The sequence below is a fragment of the Pseudoalteromonas sp. UBA2102 genome, from assembly GCF_002331165.1.
In the GTDB taxonomy this organism is placed as follows: Bacteria; Pseudomonadota; Gammaproteobacteria; order Enterobacterales; family Alteromonadaceae; genus Pseudoalteromonas; species Pseudoalteromonas atlantica.
This window is the reverse complement of the sequence record NZ_DCYU01000034.1, coordinates 5,095-24,229: the sequence shown is the minus strand read 5'-3', so window position 1 is coordinate 24,229 and position 19,135 is coordinate 5,095. Positions and strand designations below refer to the sequence as shown.

Annotated in this window: 16 protein-coding genes and 1 pseudogene; 5 read left to right on the top strand and 12 right to left on the bottom strand. The window is 42.2% G+C overall.

Features of this window, described 5'->3' with window-relative positions; translation table 11 throughout:
• The 3 genes and pseudogenes from asnB to pxpB all read right to left on the bottom strand — a co-directional run.
• A pseudogene (asnB, locus tag B2R65_RS04145) lies at positions 1-307 on the bottom strand (asparagine synthase B); the annotation flags it as partial.
• A gap of 438 nt (positions 308-745) precedes the next feature.
• Positions 746-1,678 carry a 5-oxoprolinase subunit C family protein gene (locus B2R65_RS04140; RefSeq protein ID WP_286741281.1) on the bottom strand — a complete coding sequence of 311 codons (933 nt, stop codon included), beginning with the start codon at positions 1,676-1,678 and terminating at the stop codon, positions 746-748.
• A gap of 1 nt (position 1,679) precedes the next feature.
• Positions 1,680-2,339: a 5-oxoprolinase subunit PxpB gene (gene pxpB / locus B2R65_RS04135; RefSeq protein ID WP_286741279.1), complete on the bottom strand. Its 660-nt coding sequence runs from the start codon at positions 2,337-2,339 to the stop codon at positions 1,680-1,682.
• 196 nt (positions 2,340-2,535) lie between these two features.
• Here pxpB and msrA point away from each other — a divergent pair, with 196 nt between their 5' ends.
• Together msrA and B2R65_RS04125 are read left to right on the top strand one after the other, a co-directional pair.
• Positions 2,536-3,825 carry a peptide-methionine (S)-S-oxide reductase MsrA gene (msrA, locus tag B2R65_RS04130; RefSeq protein WP_286741278.1) on the top strand — a complete coding sequence of 430 codons (1,290 nt, stop codon included), beginning with the start codon at positions 2,536-2,538 and terminating at the stop codon, positions 3,823-3,825.
• A 116-nt stretch (positions 3,826-3,941) separates the two neighbouring features.
• Positions 3,942-4,697: a substrate-binding periplasmic protein gene (locus tag B2R65_RS04125; RefSeq protein WP_286741277.1), complete on the top strand. Its 756-nt coding sequence runs from the start codon at positions 3,942-3,944 to the stop codon at positions 4,695-4,697.
• A gap of 720 nt (positions 4,698-5,417) precedes the next feature.
• Here the strand turns inward: B2R65_RS04125 and B2R65_RS04120 are convergent.
• From B2R65_RS04120 to B2R65_RS04080, 9 genes are all read right to left on the bottom strand, one after another.
• On the bottom strand, positions 5,418-6,299 hold the full coding sequence (locus tag B2R65_RS04120; protein WP_004587893.1) for a LysR family transcriptional regulator: 882 nt from the start codon (positions 6,297-6,299) through the stop codon (positions 5,418-5,420).
• Between the two features lie 314 nt (positions 6,300-6,613).
• Positions 6,614-7,270, bottom strand: a complete 657-nt coding sequence (locus tag B2R65_RS04115; RefSeq protein ID WP_004587894.1) for a 3-oxoacid CoA-transferase subunit B — start codon at positions 7,268-7,270, stop codon at positions 6,614-6,616.
• Between the two features lie 15 nt (positions 7,271-7,285).
• Positions 7,286-7,984 (bottom strand): CoA transferase subunit A, encoded by a 699-nt coding sequence (locus tag B2R65_RS04110; protein ID WP_029772317.1) that lies wholly within the window; start codon positions 7,982-7,984, stop codon positions 7,286-7,288.
• Between the two features lie 45 nt (positions 7,985-8,029).
• Positions 8,030-8,932 (bottom strand): hydroxymethylglutaryl-CoA lyase, encoded by a 903-nt coding sequence (locus B2R65_RS04105; protein ID WP_029772316.1) that lies wholly within the window; start codon positions 8,930-8,932, stop codon positions 8,030-8,032.
• Positions 8,932-10,923 (bottom strand): acetyl/propionyl/methylcrotonyl-CoA carboxylase subunit alpha, encoded by a 1,992-nt coding sequence (locus tag B2R65_RS04100; protein ID WP_286741276.1) that lies wholly within the window; start codon positions 10,921-10,923, stop codon positions 8,932-8,934. The genes B2R65_RS04105 and B2R65_RS04100 overlap by 1 nt, the downstream gene beginning before the upstream one ends.
• Before the next feature lie 8 nt (positions 10,924-10,931).
• Positions 10,932-11,702: an enoyl-CoA hydratase/isomerase family protein gene (locus tag B2R65_RS04095; RefSeq protein WP_004587898.1), complete on the bottom strand. Its 771-nt coding sequence runs from the start codon at positions 11,700-11,702 to the stop codon at positions 10,932-10,934.
• Between the two features lie 13 nt (positions 11,703-11,715).
• Positions 11,716-13,323 carry a carboxyl transferase domain-containing protein gene (locus B2R65_RS04090; protein WP_024034118.1) on the bottom strand — a complete coding sequence of 536 codons (1,608 nt, stop codon included), beginning with the start codon at positions 13,321-13,323 and terminating at the stop codon, positions 11,716-11,718.
• A gap of 10 nt (positions 13,324-13,333) precedes the next feature.
• Positions 13,334-14,509: an isovaleryl-CoA dehydrogenase gene (locus tag B2R65_RS04085; RefSeq protein ID WP_138611234.1), complete on the bottom strand. Its 1,176-nt coding sequence runs from the start codon at positions 14,507-14,509 to the stop codon at positions 13,334-13,336.
• A 48-nt stretch (positions 14,510-14,557) separates the two neighbouring features.
• Entirely contained in the window at positions 14,558-14,992 is a 435-nt protein-coding gene (locus B2R65_RS04080) for a MerR family transcriptional regulator (protein WP_004587901.1), read from the bottom strand.
• Between the two features lie 330 nt (positions 14,993-15,322).
• Here B2R65_RS04080 and B2R65_RS04075 point away from each other — a divergent pair, with 330 nt between their 5' ends.
• The 3 genes from B2R65_RS04075 to B2R65_RS04065 form a co-directional block, all read left to right on the top strand.
• Positions 15,323-16,504 (top strand): thiolase family protein, encoded by a 1,182-nt coding sequence (locus tag B2R65_RS04075; protein WP_064385417.1) that lies wholly within the window; start codon positions 15,323-15,325, stop codon positions 16,502-16,504.
• A gap of 103 nt (positions 16,505-16,607) precedes the next feature.
• Positions 16,608-18,098, top strand: coding sequence for a CoA-acylating methylmalonate-semialdehyde dehydrogenase (locus B2R65_RS04070; protein WP_029771902.1), 1,491 nt, complete (start codon positions 16,608-16,610; stop codon positions 18,096-18,098).
• Between the two features lie 141 nt (positions 18,099-18,239).
• On the top strand, positions 18,240-19,135 hold an 896-nt coding region (locus tag B2R65_RS04065), incomplete at its 3' end, for an acyl-CoA dehydrogenase family protein (RefSeq protein ID WP_286741275.1).

The window sequence follows — 19,135 nt, the reverse complement described above, 5'->3', positions numbered from 1 at the left end:
TAACTTCACAGTCTGATTGAGTCTGAAATTCAAAATCTACCTCTAGCTCTGCTGCCAGCTCTTTGTGGTTATAAATTTCACCGTTAACCGCTAAAATATTTGTCTTTTCAGGGTTATATAATGGTTGTGCGCCGCTTGATACACCAACAATGGCTAAGCGTTCATGCACTAAAATCGCTTTTTCAGATGAATACACACCAGACCAATCGGGGCCACGGTGCCTTAGTAGTTTTGACATTTCAATTGCTTGGGTACGCAACTGAGTGGCGTTAGATTTAATATCTAATACACCAAAAATTGAACACATAGTAACTCCTCATTCCTATTATGTGTGCAGCAGGGCAACTTTGCTGTGCTGCGAAACCTTGTTTTATCAGAAATAATTACTCAAGTCACACTGCTTTTACAATTAATTAAGAATAATTTATGCACCAACTGAAAAATGCGCGCACCAAAGTAGTGCGCCACGCACAAGTGCGGCTATATTAACAACACTTTTGGTGTGAAAAGTGGCGTTAGCAAGGCATTTAGTGCAGTGTTTGCAAAAAAGCACACTGCACAAATGCACCAAGTGTGTGCGAAAATTAAAGCAGAGCTTAAATTGCCTTATTATAATTTTTTGCGTTAGCGTGTTTTAATTTTATGCGCTTAATTAACCAATCTACACTTACTTATTGCAAGTTAAGTAGAGCGCCGCTTGTACTTTTATTAGCTCCTTGTAATAGGTTTATTTCTCACCTTAGAGTTAACTGTATTTAAGCGCTAAGCTTAGCTGATGTAAGTGACCTTTAAGCTTTTGTTTTGCTAAGCTAGCTTGCTCATGGGTTACTTGCTTAAATTCAATTGAGTCACCGGGTCTAAATTGCGCAAATTGATGTAAATCAGCCTCTATTACCGTGCCAAGTAATGGGTAGCCACCGGTTGTTTGAGCGTCGTTAAGTAATACAATAGGCTCACCACTGGGAGGTAATTGAATAGAGCCCGGGCCTGTACCAAGAGAGGCAAGTGAGTGACTATGAGTTAGGGGGCTTTCGTTTGTTAGCCTAAGGCCCATTCTGTTGCTGTTATGGCTTACTTTAAACGCCGTTGAAAAAAACTGTTTAAGTAGCGTATCACCTAATAGTTGCGCATGTGGGCTTGCATGTACCCTAATCACCTTTAGTTTAGGCGGAGTAATAGCGCCGCGCTGTATAAAGCGCGTTATTGGCACGGGCGATGTTTTAATAGGAATAATGTCGCCCTCGCTAAGTGCTTTACCTGCTAAACCACCAAAGAGCGCGTTTAAATCGGTTGATTTTGAGCCCATGATATCTTTAACATCAATGCCACCTTGTACGGCTACATAGGCACGCAAACCAGCGCGGCCTGTATCAAAGCTTAAAGTTTGTTTGGCTCTTACTTGGTAACTCCAGCCAGGGTACAAGGGCGTTTCATCAAGCGCAGCGTTTAAATCAGCACCTTGTAGGGCAATAACAGTATCGGTTTCAAACTGTAACTCGCACAGGCCTAACGTAACTTCAAGCACAGCTTCATTATCTTTGTTACCCACTAATTTATTGGCAATTATTTGTGCGTAAGGGTCTAAACAACCCGCTTTGCTTACACCTAAATGACGATAACCGCAGCGCCCGCCATCTTGAATTGTAAGTTGTACACCAGGTTTAAGAACTTTTATCACTTTATGCTCCTTGCATTGTGTTTATTGAAACGAACGATAGCGTGTCGCCGGGTTTAAATAAGCAAGGATCTGAGTGTGTGCTATCAAAAAGGGGCGTGTTTGTGTGGCCAATGATATGCCAACCGCCAGGTGTTTCTGCGGGGTAAATGGCAGTTTGCTCTGCGCCTAAAGCAATGGCACCTTTAGGTACTTTAGTACGTGGCGTGTCTCTGCGTGGGATATGCAAGCGTGAATCTAATCCATGTAGGTAGGCAAACCCGGGCTGAAATCCTAAAAATAAAACGTGGTAAGTGGCTTGGCTATGTATTTGAATAATTTGCTGGGGGGTTAAATTAGTTTGTTTGGCAACAAAATCTAAATCTTCTCCTTCATAAGTAGTGCGTATTTTATGGTGAGTGCCTTTAAATGTTGTTGCTTGTACTTTGTCCCATAAATCAGGCAAGGCGTTTTGCCATTTTTCTAAATTACTTGCCGATTTTAAATAAAGCGTTAAAGAGTTCATGCCTGGGACTAAATCAATAAATTCGTTACTTTGCTTTAGCTGCTTAGTGAGTGCCCAAATTTTTTTTTGAGTGTCTAACACATTGTTTTGTTTATGCTGTGTGGCATCTAATAGCAAACTGTTATTTGTTAAAGTAAATACCTGTAAAAATGCAGTCATAATTTAATCTTTTTATACAACGTGCAGCAAAGCTAACATAGTTTTGTCAATTTATTCAGTACCTAGCCATAAGAAAAATAAACGAAAAAGAAATGCAGACTCAAACTGTATTCAAATTTAGCACGTATTTATTTACTGAAATTAAAACAAGGGATGTTGGGTCTTAATTAAAACACGTAGGTATTAAGAGGTATTTATGACATTTTCTCGCTCAGTTTATTTATTAGGCGCCGCTATTACATTTAGCGCCGGCTGCTTTGCTTTATCAACCGAAAAAATAGAGCACAGCAACGTAGAGGCCACAATGCATATAAAAACCATTGTGTTAGGTTCTGGCTGTTTTTGGGGAGCCGAAAAGCGCTACGAAGCACTAGAAGGGGTTATTGATGCAGAGTCAGGCTATGCAGATGGGCACGGCTTTAAAGCAACCTATAAAAATATCACCGACCAATCTCGCCGGTTTGACGAAAACAACTACGCTGAAGTAGTGCAAGTGATGTACAACAGCAATATCATTTCTTCTAAATCGCTTTTACAAAATTACTTTGAAAGCCACGACCCTACACAATCGAATCGCCAAGGTAATGATATTGGCACGCAGTATCGCTCAATTATTCTTACTACCACTAAAGAGCAAGCGCAGCTTGCAGAGCAAGTTAAAGCCGAGTATCAGCCGTTATTAAGTGAAGCCGGTTATGGGGCAATTAAAACAGTAATAAAACCGCTTGAGGGGTTTGTATCTGCTGAGGAGTACCATCAAAATTATTTACAAAAGAACCCAAATGGCTATTGCCCAGATCACGCCACGGGTGTGGTATTTAATAAAACTAAAAAAGCAGATGTAGATAATAGTGTTTTACTCACGGGCAAGCAGATTGTGGTACTTGATTCGCGCGAATACTGCCCTTACTGTGAAAAATTTAAAAAAACAGTCGCTAACAATTACAAAGGTTCAATCCCACTGACATTTCGCCATGCTGATGAGCTTAATGGCCTAACTATAAAATCGGCAACTTGGGCAACCCCCACCATTTTGTTTTTAGAAAATGGAAAAGAGGTGTACGCGCGTCAAGGCTATGCAAGCCCCGCTGAATTTTACAAAGCGCTTGGTGCCTTTAAACTAGGCGATAGTGATGCTTACGAAGTCGCATTTAATGAGCGCACCGACAGACCTTACTGTAAAGAGTATAAAGAATTTAAAAACACTCCCGACGGCGTATTTGTTGATAAATTAAGTGGTGAGCCATTATTTGATACCCGAGATAGATTTAATTCGGGCACGGGGTGGCTGTCGTTTAAACATCCGGTTAAAAATAGTGTTACTAAGCATAAAGATACCAGCTGGGGGATGACTCGAATAGAGCTCAAATCAAAAAGCACAGGTATACATTTAGGGCATTTATTTAAAGGTGAGGGGCCAAGAGGCACAGATAGATACTGTATTAATGCTACTGTGTTAGAGTTTATACCTCGTGACAAAAGCTAATTTATAAGAGCGATTAATTCGCTCTTTTATATTTAATAAATCTAAACTTTAATTAACTGTGATTATGATATATAAATTAGTAATCCAAACGATATAAACGGCATTTTACTATCAAATTGATTAACACGTTAGCACTTGTAGCAGGGCTTATAACTATAAGCCCTGTATTAGCACAGCCAACCGAAAAATATGTAATAGGGGTAGAGAATATAGAATACCTGCCTTATTACGATGGCAGTGGCACTAATAAGCGTGATTATTTTGGTTTTAGTAAAGAGTTACTGGAACTATTTGCAAAACAACAAAATATTAAATTTGAATTTTACACTTTGCCTATCCCGCGCCTTTATAAAGAATTTATAGAGCATCACCATGTTGACTTTAAATACCCCGACAACCCTAATTGGCAAGTAAGTTATAAAAATCAGCATCAACAAGATATTAATTATTCTGTGCCTTCATTAGTTACACATACAGGTATAGCGAGCTTAAAGGACAATATTAAACTTGAAGATTGTAAATCACTTGCAAAAGTGCGTGGCTTTACATTGCAAGGGCTTGAAAAGTTAACCTCAATGCCAGGCTTGCAAGTACTCGAAAATGATAACGTTATTGAGATGATTTATTTGCTGCATAAAGAGCGAGTTGATTGTATATATATTTCACACGATGTACTTAAATACAATATAGAAGAATTTTTTGATACTCCCGTCCCTGTGTTTTTTCAGCATCAGTTGCCTGTTGATCACCAAGCATTTATGTTATCGAGCATTAAACACCCACAGCTCGTTAAAAAGTTTAATGTATTTTTAAAAGACAATGAAAATGTTATTGAAGAGCTTAAACAAAAACATAACTTTATAGTTGAATAATACTAAATTTAAGCGAATTGGTATAAAACGGTGGGGCAGGTAATCGTGTTTATAAAACAAAAACGGCCCATATAAGGTCACCACCTCACATGAACTGCTTTTTCACACTGACAACATCTTACACACACAATATAAGATTTGGTTTGCTACACAGTAGCTAATTACGTTATTGCTGCGTGCTGATGGTGGAATAAAAAACAGTTCAAACCAAGTCACCACCTGACTTGAACTGCCTTTTCACACTGACAACATCTTACACACACAATATAAGATTCTTTTCTTACCTTGTTAGAGCTATCACATCTAAAAAGGTTGCATTTATTTGGTGCAAAACAGTAAATAAAGTCTAATTAATAAAAACGTTTAGCTGTTTGCTTGCGATGGGTTAACTTTAAAATAATCGTAAAAGTCAGACAAACGATAAAAATAAAACCAATAAGTGAAAAAAATTAAGCTATAGACTTTAGTCTAACGTGTTGTGTTATTTTATTGATTTAAAAAGATAAATTTTTATAGGTTAGCTTGTAGGGCAAAAACGAATGATTAAATAAAAATATTTAATTAATAATAAATCACTAAACGGTGTTGTTAAGCTGCAAGAAAGTAAAAAAGAAGGAGCTTTACAGTTTACTGCGTGCAGCTTTAGCACTTGCTACGTGCTGCACACATTAAAATTGGCGTTATTAAACCAAAATGTAAATTGTATTTACTAAGGCAACACTAACCTTGAATGTTGCTAAATGTAGATACAACCCATTTAGCAAATAAATCTAGCGCGGGATTTGGCGAATTAGCTTCATGCTGTACTAAATAGTATTTATCTTTGGTGGTAAGGGGCTGTTGAAATAATTTATAAAGCCATTTTTCATCAAACCAGCTTTGGCTAATAGGCAGCGGAATAAGTGAAATGCCAATGCCCTGTTGCGCTGCACGAGCGACCCCAAACATACTATCAATTTGTATAATTTGCGTAGGCGAAAAGTCATCTATACCCGCTTTTTCAGCCCATTGGTGCCATGCCCACGGCCTTGCTTTGTGAAGGATTAATGGTACTTGGTTTAATGCTTGGCAGTGATCGTCTTTCCACTGTTTTAACAGTTTTTCGTTACACGCCGGTATATATTCAAGATTAAATAGCTCTGTAGTAAGGCCCTCAGTGGGTTTACTTGAGGATAAAACAATCGATAAATCACTGTGACGGGTTAGCTCTTTACGGGTTTTGAGCGTATCCATTTGTAAATTTATATTAGGGTGCTCAGATGTCCACTCACTTAATTTAGGCATAAGTAGTTCACTGGCAAAAAATTCAGGCAGCGTAATAGTTATATTAGTATTTTGCTGCAATTGACTGAACTCGTTGATGGTGTTTTCAAGCGTATAGATAATAGGCGAAATGGCATCAAAAAAGTTTTTACCCGCAGCCGTTAAACTAATGGATCGGGTTTGGCGTTGAAAGAGTTCAATGCCTAGTTGTTCTTCAAGTTGTTTTATCTGATGGCTTACCGCAGAGGGCGTTAAGTACAGCTCTTTAGCTGCATGTTTAAAACTTAAGCTTTTTGCTGCAAAGCAAAAAGAGCGGAGGCCTCGAATAGGAGTTTGCATGTTTTCCAGAATTGTTTAATTAATTTAAGACGCCTTTAATAGGCAATAATCGAACCAATAATTTAATATAATAATATCAATAGTTTAATTTTAAATATAGCACTAGTTCACAAAAAAGGTGCAGACAATCCACAAATTAGTGCAAATAATCTAAGCGCTTACATTAAAAGCTATTTGTATTATAGATAATATTTACTACAACTGTATTAAAACTGAAAAAAAGTTTATGGCAGGCAAAAAAATCCCTCTTTCGAGGGATTTTGGGTAACTCAGCGCCATTGGCACTGGGAATGAGGTCGGTACATGGTAAAGCGTTAAAAAACCATTTCTGGTACTTCACCGTCAACAAGTAATTTACCTGCTGTTTTACTAATGATTTCATCAACCGATACGCCCGGAGCGCGCTCGAGTAAATGAAATGCGCCGTCTTTAACTTCAAGTACGGCCAAATCTGTTACTATTTTTTTAACGCAATTAACGCCCGTTAGCGGTAATGTGCACGACTCTAATAATTTAGAATCACCATGCTTACTGGCATGGGTCATAGTAACAATAATATTCTTTGCCCCAGCGACTAAATCCATTGCGCCCCCCATGCCTTTTATCAGCTTTTTGGGGATCATCCACGAGGCAATGTTGCCGCTTTGGTCTACTTCAAATGCACCCAGAACGGTTAAGTCTACATGACCACCCCGTATCATGGCAAAACTATCTGCACTATTAAATATGGCTGCACCTGTGGCAGCTGTCACGGTTTCTTTACCCGCGTTTATCATATCTGCGTCTAGCTCGGCTTTTGTTGGGTAGGGACCCATACCTAAAAGCCCATTTTCTGACTGTAACATAACTTCAATACCATCAGGTACATAGTTTGCGACGAGTGTCGGAATTCCTATGCCCAAATTAACGTAAAAGCCGTCTTGTAGTTCCTGTGCAACGCGCATTGCAACTTGTTCACGTGATAATGCCATAACCTATGCTCCTGCTTAATCTCGTGTTGTTACACGTTCAATGCGTTTTTCAAAGTCGCCTTTTATAACGCGATTTACAAAAATGCCGGGGGTATGAATTTGGCTTGGCTCAAGTTCACCGGGCTCTACTATTTCTTCTACTTCGGCAACGGTAATCTTACCTGCTGTTGCCGCCATTGGGTTAAAGTTCATGGCAGTGTGCCTAAATACTAAATTACCGTATCGGTCGGCTTTCCACGCTTTTACAATGGCAAACTCACCGGTGATCGACTCTTCTAAAATATATGGGCGTCCGTCAAATTCTTTTACATCTTTACCCTCTGCAACGGGCGTACCGTAACCTGTAGCGGTATAAAATGCAGGAATACCTGCACCGCCCGCCCGCATTTTTTCAGCCAAGGTGCCTTGCGGGGTAAGCTCTACATCTATTTCACCGCTTAGTAATTGCTGCTCAAATAGGGCGTTTTCGCCCACATAGGAGGCAATTACTTTTTTAATTTGTTTATCTTTAAGTAAAATTCCTAATCCAAAGTCATCTACACCACAGTTGTTAGAAACCACGGTTAGCTCTTTGGTGTTCATTGCCTTAATTTGTTGAATTAAGCCCTCAGGAATACCGCATAAGCCAAAGCCGCCAGCAATAACGGTATCGCCGTCTTTTAACCCTGCCATTGCAGCTTCGTAACTAGAAACCACTTTATCAAAACCGGCCATGAGACTCTCCTCATTGTATTAACTGCCATTTGGCAAGTTAAGCTATTATTTTTGTGTGTTGCCTAATGCAATTGAAACTTTGCTTACAGGCGTTTTGCCAAGTGCTTGTGTAATTTTCCAACCAGCGCTACTTAACCTTTGTAAATCAATTCCATGTTCAATGCCAAGCCCATTGAGTAAGTAAACCACATCTTCGGTGGCAACATTTCCTGACGCGCCTTTGGCATAAGGGCAGCCGCCAAGGCCTGCAACAGCGGCATCAACCGTTGCTATACCTAAGCTTAACGCTGCGTAAATATTTGTGAGCGCTTGCCCGTAGGTATCATGAAAATGCACTGCCAGTTTTGATTTATCAATATGTTCAAGCAAAAGTGTTAAAAGCTGGGTAACTTTATTTGCAGTGCCAACACCTATGGTATCGCCAAGGCTTATTTCGTAGCAGCCTAAATCTAAAAGCTTTTGCGAAACGCTAAGTACTTTATGCGGGTCTATTTCTCCTTCATAAGGGCAACCGAGTACACAACTTACATAACCGCGTACACGTATGTTATTGGCTTTTGCAAATGCCATAACATCGCTAAAACGCTCAATACTCTCATCAATACTGCAATTTATATTTTTTTGGCAGAACGATTCGCTTGCCGCGGTAAATATGGCAAATTCTTTTATGCCAACGGCATGGGCCGCTTGAGCGCCTTTTAAGTTGGGTGTAAGCGCACTTAAATTTACATGGGGTAAATTAAGCGCTGTTATCACCTCGGCCGAATCGGCCATTTGTGGCACCCATTTAGGCGATACAAAAGCACCGGCTTCAATATTTTTTATGCCCGCGTCACTGAGTGCATTTATTAATGAAATTTTATCAGATGCAGTGACTGACTTTTCGTTTTGTAGGCCATCACGCGCGCCTACTTCAACAATTTTAACTTCAGTTGGGAAAGCAGCCATCACGATGCCTCCTGCGCCGTGGTGTCTTCTACAATTGCTAATAAAGCGCCGTGCGAAACTAATTCGCCTTCATCAAAGCAGTAGCTTTGTAAAATACCATCGTGCGGTGCGTTGAGCGTGTATTCCATTTTCATGGCTTCAATAATCACTACGGCATCGCCTTTGGTAATGGTGCTGCCTACATCAACTAAATGCTTAACCACAGTGCCATTAAGTGGCGCCGCAAGGGGCAGAGCGTCACTTTCATGGCTGCTAATGTAATGTTTAGTGTTTAAGGCAAGCTTAATTTGCAGCGCAGCAAACATCACGCTAATGCTGTTATCAAAGTGGCTAACATGGGCGGTAAATTTTTCCCCATTAATAAACACATTACATACGTTTTGGTTTACAGAGCCTGCTATATCGAACGACTTATCATTATGCGTTACAACATAACCCGTTTTAGTTTTAACGGCGCTTATAGCTAAGTCTGTAAATGGTACATCCACTTTTTGGGGTGCGTTAAGCGTAAAACCACTGAGTTGTTGCCACGGGCTTGCGCTTTGCTGAGTTGCCTTTTTAGCACCAAACGATTCAAGGTAGGCAAAGGCTGCAATTAGTTGTGCTTTTTCAAGCGCGGCGCTATCAACACTTACCAATGCATCGCCTTGCTCGGCAATAAAGTGGGTGCTTGGCGCACCTTGAGCAAATGTAGGGTGGCTAGCTAAGTTGTGTAAAAAGCCAATGTTAGTGCTAAAACCTGCTAAGTGAAATTGCTCAAGTGCTTGGCGTAAACGCGATAATGCTTGCTCTCGGTTATCATCATGCACAATCAGTTTTGCAATCATAGGGTCGTAAAACGGGCTTATTTCATCGCCTTGTGCAATACCGGTATCAATACGTACAAACTCACTGTTAAGTGGTGTGCTTAACGCTTCTATTGTGCCCGAGCAGGGAATAAAGTCGTTACTTGGATCTTCTGCGTAAATACGCGCTTCAAAGCTGTGGCCTTGGAGTTGTATATCTGATTGCGTTAACGGCAGTGTTTGCCCAGCGGCAATATTAATTTGCCAATTAACTAAATCTACGCCGGTTACCATTTCGGTTACAGGGTGCTCTACTTGTAGGCGCGTGTTCATTTCCATAAAGAAAAACTCATCGCCACACAGTAAAAACTCAACCGTACCTGCACCTCTGTAGTTTATTGCAAGGGCACAGCGTACTGCGGCTTCACCCATTTCTTTACGCAGTTCATCACTTAAACCAGGCGCTGGGGCTTCTTCAATGACTTTTTGATGACGACGCTGCAGGGAACAATCCCGATCACCTAAATAAACACAGTTACCGTGGTTATCGGCAAAAACTTGTACTTCAACATGGCGAGGCTGGTTAACATAGCGCTCAAGCAGTACTAAGTCGTTACCAAAGCCCGCAATTGCTTCACGCTGTGCGCCTTCAAGCGCACTTATAAAGTCTTTGGCATGCTCAACAACGCGCATGCCTTTACCGCCACCACCAAAGGCCGCTTTAATTAGCACGGGGTAACCAATTTTTTCAGCCTCAGATTGTAAAAAAGCAGGGTCTTGGTTATCACCGTAATAGCCTGGCACTAATGGTACATTTGCCGCGGCCATAATTTCTTTGGCGCGGGTTTTAGAGCCCATGGCTTCTATGCTGCTTGCAAGAGGGCCAATAAACGCAATCTTGTTAGCTTCACAGGCTTTAGCAAACTCGCTGTTTTCAGATAAAAAACCGTATCCAGGGTGTATACAATCGGCGCCGCTTGTTTTTGCAACCTGTAAAATTTTATCTGTTACAAGGTATGAGTCTTTACTTGGTGCAGGGCCAATGTGGTAGGCCTCATCAGCCATTTTTACATGTTGTGCGTGTTTGTCGGCGTCAGAGTAAACAGCGACCGTTGTTAGGCCCATTTGCTTTGCACTTCGCATTATACGGCATGCAATTTCACCACGGTTGGCAATGAGTATCTTTTTTAATGTGTGTGTGTTCATAATTAGTCCTACAGTTGCCAAGCGGGAGGGCGTTTATCAAAAAAGGCGCTTAGTCCTTCTTGGCCTTCGTCCGATACCCGAATATTTGCAATACGTTCGGCCGTGAGTTCAATAAGATCATCATTAATAGGCTTATTTGCTACATCGTTAATTAATGATTTAGCGGCTTTTACAGCGACTGGGCCGTTATCGATTAATGTTTGCAGCATGTTATCAAGGGCACAGTCTAAATTACCGGTCACCTGATGAACCAAACCAAGTTGTTTTGCTGTGTGGGCATCAAACACCTCGGCAGTTAAAAAGTAGCGGCGCGCAGCGCGCTCACCAATGGCTTTAATTACATACGGGCTGATTACCGCAGGGATAAGCCCTAGCTTTACTTCGCTTAAACAAAACTGCGCATCGTCTTTACTTAGGGCAATATCGCAACATGCAATTAAGCCCAGAGCGCCGCCAAACGCAGCGCCTTGTACAGCACATATGGTTGGGTGAGGAGAGGCGGCTAGTACCTGCATTAATTTAGCGAGCTGCATAGAATCGGCCAGATTATCGGCGTAGTTGTTATCAGCCATTGATTTCATCCAGGCTAAATCGGCACCGGCAGAAAAGTGCTTGCCTTCAGTTTTTAAAACCAAAGCGCGAATATCGAGCGTATTTGCATGCTCTATGCACTGAATTAGCTCGTGTATTACTTCACTATTAAATGCGTTACGTTTTTCAACTCGGCTTAAAACAAGTACAGCCACATTAGATTTTGTTATTTGTAGTGTTACTGACATTTTTGCGCTCCGGTTACATTCTAAATACGCCAAACTTAGAGTCTTGCTGTGGTGCATTTTTAGCTGCACTTAAGGCAAGGCCTAATACGTTACGGGTATCGGCAGGGTCAATAATGCCGTCGTCCCACAAGCGGGCGCTTGCGTAATACGGATGACCTTGCTCTTCGTACTGATCAATTATTGGCTTTTTAAAATCGCTAACTTCTTGCTCGCTCATGCTATGGCCTTTACGTGCTAAGCCATCTTGCTTAACTTGCGCCATTACACCGGCGGCTTGCTCGCCACCCATTACCGAAATACGGGCATTGGGCCACATCCACATCATGGTGGGTTCAAATGCGCGACCACACATACCGTAGTTACCAGCGCCGTAAGAGCCACCAATTAGCACCGTAAATTTAGGTACATCGGCACACGAAACTGCCATCACCATTTTAGCGCCGTGCTTTGCTATACCTTCGGCTTCGTATTTTTTACCCACCATAAAGCCGGTAATATTTTGTAAAAACACTAAAGGAATATTGCGCTGTGCACATAGCTGAATAAAGTGCGCGCCTTTTTGCGCCGACTCACTAAATAAAATGCCGTTATTAGCTACTATGCCTACAGGGTTCCCGTAAATGCTGGCAAAGCCGGTGACGAGCGTTTCACCAAAGTAGCGTTTAAATTCATCAAACGATGAATCATCAACCGTACGGGCAATAACTTCACGCACATCAAATGGCTTTTTAAGGTCGGTGCCTACAATGCCGTAAAGCTCGTTTATATCGTAACGTGGCGGTTTTACATCCTCTAAAAGAGGGGCTGTAGGGCGCGTGTAATTAATACGCTCAATACATTGGCGGGCAATAGACAGCGCATGCTCGTCATTTTCTGCAAAGTGATCGGCCACACCCGATGTTTTACAATGTACATCGGCGCCACCTAATTCTTCGGCGCTGACTACTTCACCGGTCGCTGCTTTTACAAGTGGCGGGCCGGCTAAAAATATAGTGCCTTGCTCTTTTACTATTATGCTTTCATCGGCCATAGCGGGTACGTATGCGCCGCCTGCGGTACATAACCCCATTACCACGGCAATTTGAGGAATACCTTTACCCGACATACGGGCTTGGTTATAAAAAATACGGCCAAAATGTAATTTATCAGGGAATACATCGTCTTGCTCAGGCAGGTTAGCACCGCCCGAATCAACCAAATAAATACACGGTAAGTGGCAACGCTCGGCTATATCTTGTGCGCGTAAATGCTTTTTAACGGTAAGCGGAAAGTACGTACCGCCTTTTACCGTGGCATCATTTGCAATGATCATGCATTCAATACCTTTAACACGGCCAATACCAGCAACTACACCCGCACAGGCAATTTCTTGTTCGTACACACCAAAGGCTGCAAATTGCGAAATTTCTAAAAACGGTGAGCCTTCATCTAATAAAGTGCTAATACGGTCACGTACAAATAACTTACCTCGGCCTTCGTGACGCTCTTTTAACGCAGCGCCGCCGCCTAAGCTAATGGTGGCTACTTTACTATGTAAATCATCAACCAAAGCTGCCATGTTTTTGTGATTTTGCACAAAAGTAGGATCGTGAGGATTAACGCTCGATTTTAATATCGTCATAATTTAATCCTTAACGGCTTTCGGTAAAGAGTTCGCGGCCAATAAGCATGCGGCGTATTTCTGATGTGCCAGCACCAATTTCGTATAGTTTGGCATCACGTAATAAGCGCCCTGTGGCGTATTCGTTTATGTAGCCGTTCCCCCCTAAAATCTGAATAGCTTCAAGCGCCATTTTAGTGGCAAGCTCAGCTGCATATAAAATGGCGCCGGCGGCATCTTTACGGGTGGTTTCGCCGCGGTCACACGCTTTTGCAACGGTATAAACGTATGAGCGCGCTGCGTTCATTTGTGTATACATGTCGGCTACTTTGCCTTGAATTAACTGAAATTGGCCAATAGGGGTGTCGAACTGTTTACGTTCATGAATGTACGGTACAACAATATCCATACAGGCTTGCATTATGCCAAGGGGGCCTGCAGCAAGTACTACACGTTCGTAATCTAGGCCGCTCATAAGTACCTTAACGCCTTCGTTTAGGTTACCTAAAATGTTTTCTTCTGGTACTTCGCAGTTTTCAAACACCAGCTCACACGTGTTTGAGCCACGCATACCAAGCTTGTCTAGCTTTTGCGCGGTAGAAAAACCAGGGAAGTCTTTTTCAACAATAAATGCGGTAATGCCTTTAGCGCCGGCTTCTAAATCTGTTTTTGCATAAATAACAAATGTGTGTGCATCGGGGCCGTTGGTGATCCACATTTTATTGCCATTTAAAATGTATTTATCGCCTTTTTTTTCAGCTTTAAGTTTCATTGATACCACGTCAGAACCTGCATTTGGTTCGCTCATGGCAAGGGCACCAATGTGTTCGCCGCTAATAAGCTTTGGTAAGTATTTTTCTTTTTGTGCTTGGTTACCGTTACGGTTAATTTGATTTACACACAAGTTTGAATGCGCACCATAACTTAAGCCAATTGATGCACTCGCACGGCTAATTTCTTCCATGGCAATTACATGCTCTAAGTAGCCTAAGCCTGCACCGCCAAAGTCTTCAGAAACGGTCATGCCTAGTACACCCATTTCGCCCATTTGCGGCCAAAGCTGATTAGGAAACGCGTTGTCCATATCGGTTTGTTCAGCCAGTGGCGCAATTTCTTGGCTTGCAAAGCTATTTACGTGGTCGCGGATCATATCGGCGGTTTCGCCAAGGCCAAAGTTCATCTCTTTATAAAGTGAAATAGTGCTCATGATTCATTCCTGTGTGTGTTGTCAGTGTGTTTTTATTATTAAAATAGGCTACTCGTCTATTTTATTAAGTGTGTCTCTGCAGCGGCGCTCCGCTGTCACTAATTCCATAAGCACAACTTTTATGTCGTCCATTTGCTGAGATAGGTCGGCTTTTTTCTCTGCAATTAAATCGAGCATAGTGACCAGCTGTTTAGCGCTTGATTTATCAGCGTCGTACAGTTCAAACAAACGGCCTGTTTCTGCAAGCGTAAAGCCTAAGCGTTTGCCACGCAGTATTAGTTTTAAGCGAACTTTGTCGCGTTTTGAATAAATACGGGTTTGGCCATTGCGCTCTGGGCTTACTAAACCTTGGTCTTCGTAAAAACGAATAGAGCGGGTGGTAATATCAAACTCTTTAGCTAAATCACTAATACTAAAGGTTTGATCGTTACTGCTTGGCGCTTTTGCAGAACTTGCAAAGTTTGTTTGGTTATCTGGTTTCATAGTTGTGTTTACCTCATTCGAATAACTCCAATATAAGTGAAGTTTACGTAAAGGTAAAGCTTGGTGTGGTATGAAACTATTTATAAAGGAGTGTTGATGTGAAATGTTAAATTATATTATTAATATTCAATAGTTTATTTTTATTAATTGTTCACTTCGCCGTTACTGGAAAATAATGCTTACACTTTTAAAACTAAAAATTAAACGCTTTTTAGTTGACGTTAGCGTAAACGTTAGTATTGTGTAAGGGTGTTAAACAATAAATGAATACTAAATTAATAGAGCAAATATTCTAACAACTATTTGCATATAAATACAACGGAGTTAATTATGACTTTAGAATCAGTGGTAATTGTAGCAGCAAAGCGTACGCCAATGGGCGGGTTTATGGGCGCATTGACCGATGCACAATCTACCGAGCTTGGCGCAACCGCCATTGCAAGTGCGCTTGCACAAACTGGTTTAGCAAATGATGCAATAGATGAAGTAATTATGGGCTGTGTATTGCCGGCGGGCCTTGGCCAAGCGCCAGCACGCCAAGCAATGTTAAAAGCAGGCCTTGCTCTGGGCACGGGTGCTACCACCATTAATAAAGTATGTGGCTCTGGTTTAAAAGCCGCCATGCTCGCTAACGACTTAATTAAAGCGGGCTCAATTAGCAGTGCAATTGCTGGTGGCATGGAAAGCATGAGTAACGCACCGTATTTTATACCTAAAGCACGTGGCGGTATGCGTATGGGCCACGGCGAAATTAAAGATCATATGATGAGCGATGGCCTAGAAGATGCTTACGATAACAAAGCAATGGGCTGTTTTGCACAAGATACTGCCGATGAGTACGGCATTGGCCGTGAGCAAATGGATGAGTTTGCACTTAGCTCTTTAAGTAAAGCTAATGCGGCAATTGAAAACGGCAGCTTTGAAAACGAAATTGCGCCGCACACCATAAAAACTCGCAAAGGCGATGTAACCGTATCGGTTGATGAGCAACCCGGTAATGCCCGCCCAGAAAAAATACCAAGCCTGCGTGCTGCCTTTAAAAAAGACGGCACCATCACTGCGGCTAATTCATCGTCAATTTCTGATGGTGGCGCAGCGCTTATATTAATGAGCGAATCAAAAGCTAAAGAGCAAGGCTTAACACCGCTTTGTAAAATTGTAGCGCACAGCACGCACTCTCAAAAACCAAGCGAATTTACAGTAGCACCTGTAGGCGCAATGAACAGCGTGCTTGAAAAAGCAGGCTGGACAACCGCTGATGTAGATCTTTGGGAAATTAACGAAGCCTTTGCCATGGTGACCATGCTTGCTATTAACGAATTAAAACTTGATGAGAGCAAAGTAAACGTAAACGGTGGGGCGTGTGCACTTGGCCACCCAATTGGTGCCAGCGGCGCGAGAATTTTAGTCACGCTTATTCACGCACTTAAAAACCGTGGCCTTAAAAAAGGAATTGCGTCTTTATGTATTGGCGGCGGCGAAGCTGTAGCCATGGCTGTAGAGGCTTACTAACAAAAAAGTTAATTAACTAACAGCAACTAAAATGCACCGTACTCATACTAATAACAAAACGGTGCCATTTTTTAAAAGAACACACTAACAACAGGATTTACCCATGCACCAAGTTCCACTACTCATAAATGGCGAATTTGTTCAGTCGGCTTCAAACGAGCTTATTGATGTAATTAACCCAGCAAACCAAGAAGTACTTGCGCAAGTTCCATGCACTACCGACTCAGAAATGGATGCAGCGATTGCCTCGGCCTCAGAAACATTTAAAACATGGAAAGATGTGCCCATTACCGAGCGTGCCCGCATTATGATGAAATACGCGGCGCTGTTAAAAGAGCACCACGATGAGCTTGCAACCATTATTTGCCACGAACTAGGTAAAACGTTTGAAGATGCAAAAGGCGATGTATGGCGCGGTATTGAAGTAGTAGAACAAGCAGCTAACGCACCGTCACTAATGATGGGCGAAACAATGGAAAATGTTGCCCGTAAAATCGATACCTATTCTTACATGCAGCCCCTTGGCGTATGTGCAGGCATTACGCCGTTTAACTTTCCGGCGATGATCCCACTTTGGATGTTTCCGCTAGCTATTGTATGTGGTAACACCTTTATTTTAAAACCCTCTGAGCAAGACCCGCTCACTCCAATGCGTTTAGCTGAGCTATTTATTGAAGCCGGCGCACCAAAAGGCGTATTACAAGTGGTTCATGGTACAAAACCGCAAGTAGACCGCTTATTAGAAGACAAAGCCGTACGTGCAATTTCGTTTGTGGGCTCGTGTGGTGTAGGTGCATACATTTATTCTAAAGGCACACAAAACCTTAAGCGCGTACAAGCGTGTGTGGGTGCTAAAAATCACATGGTTATTATGCCAGATGCGAGTAAATCGCACGTGGTAAATAACCTAGTTGGCGCATCGGTTGGTGCAGCAGGCCAGCGTTGTATGGGTATTTCGGTGGCTGTGTTTGTAGGCCAAGCAAGTGAGTGGGTAGATGAAATAAAAGCAGGCTTTGAAACCGTACGCCCAGGCGTGTGGGATGACAAAGACGCAGCCTACGGCCCACAAACATCAAAAGCAGCAAAAGAGCGTATTTTATCGCTTATAGCAAGCGGTAAAGAGCAAGGCGCCACCTGTTTAATTGATGGCTCAAACTACACAGTAGAGGGCTTTGATCAAGGTAACTGGGTTGGCCCAACTCTATTTACCGATGTGACAAAAGAGATGGATTTATACAAAGAAGAAATCTTTGGCCCTGTGCTTGCCTGTATGTTTGTAGATACGCTTGATGAGGCAATTGCCCTTATTAACGAAAGCCCGTACGGCAACGGTACCTCGTTATTTACCTCAAGTGGCGCTGCGGCTCGTAAATTTCAACATGAAATTGAAGTAGGCCAAGTGGGTATTAATGTGCCTATTCCGGTGCCGCTGCCGTTTTTCTCGTTTACGGGTTGGAAAGGCTCGTTTTACGGCGATACGCACACCTATGGTAAGCAAGGTATACGTTTTTACACAGAAACTAAAACCATTACTTCACGTTGGTTTGAAGACGACATCGCTTCAGGTCCAAACATGAGCATTAATTTAAAATAAACACACTCAAAAATAATAATAAAGAAGGGCGCAAAGGCTAAACTCGCTGACAAGCAACTAGAACACACACATCAGCCTTTGCCGCTCTTCACTCATTTACCCTAATGGGACACACTAACAACACAATTAAAGAGGTCTACCATGGACTTTAACTTATCAGAAGATCAACAAGCCTTTGCAGAAACTGCACGCCAATTTGCAGAATCAGAACTTGCTCCACATGCAGCAAAGTGGGATCGCGAGCATATTTTTCCTAAAGATACGATTAAAGCGGCGGGCGAGCTTGGCTTTTGCGGTTTATATACGCCAGAGGAAGCCGGCGGCCTTGGTTTATCACGCTTAGATTCAAGCATCATATTTGAGCAGCTTGCGATGGGCTGTACAGCTACAACGGCCATGCTAACTATTCATAATATGGCCACGTGGATGGTAGCAAGTTTTGGTACAGATGCAGTTAAAGATGCATACGTAGAGCAACTAGTAATGGGCGAGCTACTTGCCTCTTATTGTTTAACAGAGCCAGGGGCGGGCTCAGATGCAGCATCACTAAAAACAAAAGCTGTGCTTGAAGGTGATGAGTACGTTATTAACGGCTCAAAAATGTTTATATCGGGTGCGGGTGAAACTGAAGTTTTAGTGGTTATGGCGCGTACCGGTGGCGAAGGTGCTGCGGGTATTTCGGCATTTGTAGTCCCTGCCGACGCACAAGGCGTTGAATACGGTAAAGCAGAAGAAAAAATGGGTTGGAACGCACAACCAACACGCTTAATTAGTTTTGAAGATGTGCGTATTCCGGCGCATAACTTATTAGGTAAAGAGGGCGAAGGCTTTAAATTTGCCATGCAAGGCCTAGATGGCGGGCGTATTAATATTGCCACATGCTCAATTGGTACTGCACAAGCTGCGCTAAACACGGCAAAAGAGTACTTAAAAGAGCGCACTCAATTTGGTAAACCCTTGGCTGCGTTTCAGGCTTTGCAGTTTAAAATTGCAGATATGAACACTGAGCTTGTAGCTGCGCGCCAAATGGTAAGGCT

Excerpts from the sequence above, each read along its gene's own strand:
- pxpB (WP_286741279.1), bottom strand. The coding sequence starts at position 2,339 with ATGACTGCATTTTTACAGGTATTTACTTTAACAAATAACAGTTTGCTA.
- msrA (WP_286741278.1), top strand. The coding sequence starts at position 2,536 with ATGACATTTTCTCGCTCAGTTTATTTATTAGGCGCCGCTATTACATTT.
- B2R65_RS04120 (WP_004587893.1), bottom strand. The coding sequence starts at position 6,299 with ATGCAAACTCCTATTCGAGGCCTCCGCTCTTTTTGCTTTGCAGCAAAA.
- B2R65_RS04115 (WP_004587894.1), bottom strand. The coding sequence starts at position 7,270 with ATGGCATTATCACGTGAACAAGTTGCAATGCGCGTTGCACAGGAACTA.
- B2R65_RS04110 (WP_029772317.1), bottom strand. The coding sequence starts at position 7,984 with ATGGCCGGTTTTGATAAAGTGGTTTCTAGTTACGAAGCTGCAATGGCA.
- B2R65_RS04105 (WP_029772316.1), bottom strand. The coding sequence starts at position 8,932 with ATGGCTGCTTTCCCAACTGAAGTTAAAATTGTTGAAGTAGGCGCGCGT.
- B2R65_RS04100 (WP_286741276.1), bottom strand. The coding sequence starts at position 10,923 with ATGAACACACACACATTAAAAAAGATACTCATTGCCAACCGTGGTGAA.
- B2R65_RS04095 (WP_004587898.1), bottom strand. The coding sequence starts at position 11,702 with ATGTCAGTAACACTACAAATAACAAAATCTAATGTGGCTGTACTTGTT.
- B2R65_RS04090 (WP_024034118.1), bottom strand. The coding sequence starts at position 13,323 with ATGACGATATTAAAATCGAGCGTTAATCCTCACGATCCTACTTTTGTG.
- B2R65_RS04085 (WP_138611234.1), bottom strand. The coding sequence starts at position 14,509 with ATGAGCACTATTTCACTTTATAAAGAGATGAACTTTGGCCTTGGCGAA.
- B2R65_RS04080 (WP_004587901.1), bottom strand. The coding sequence starts at position 14,992 with ATGAAACCAGATAACCAAACAAACTTTGCAAGTTCTGCAAAAGCGCCA.
- B2R65_RS04075 (WP_064385417.1), top strand. The coding sequence starts at position 15,323 with ATGACTTTAGAATCAGTGGTAATTGTAGCAGCAAAGCGTACGCCAATG.
- B2R65_RS04070 (WP_029771902.1), top strand. The coding sequence starts at position 16,608 with ATGCACCAAGTTCCACTACTCATAAATGGCGAATTTGTTCAGTCGGCT.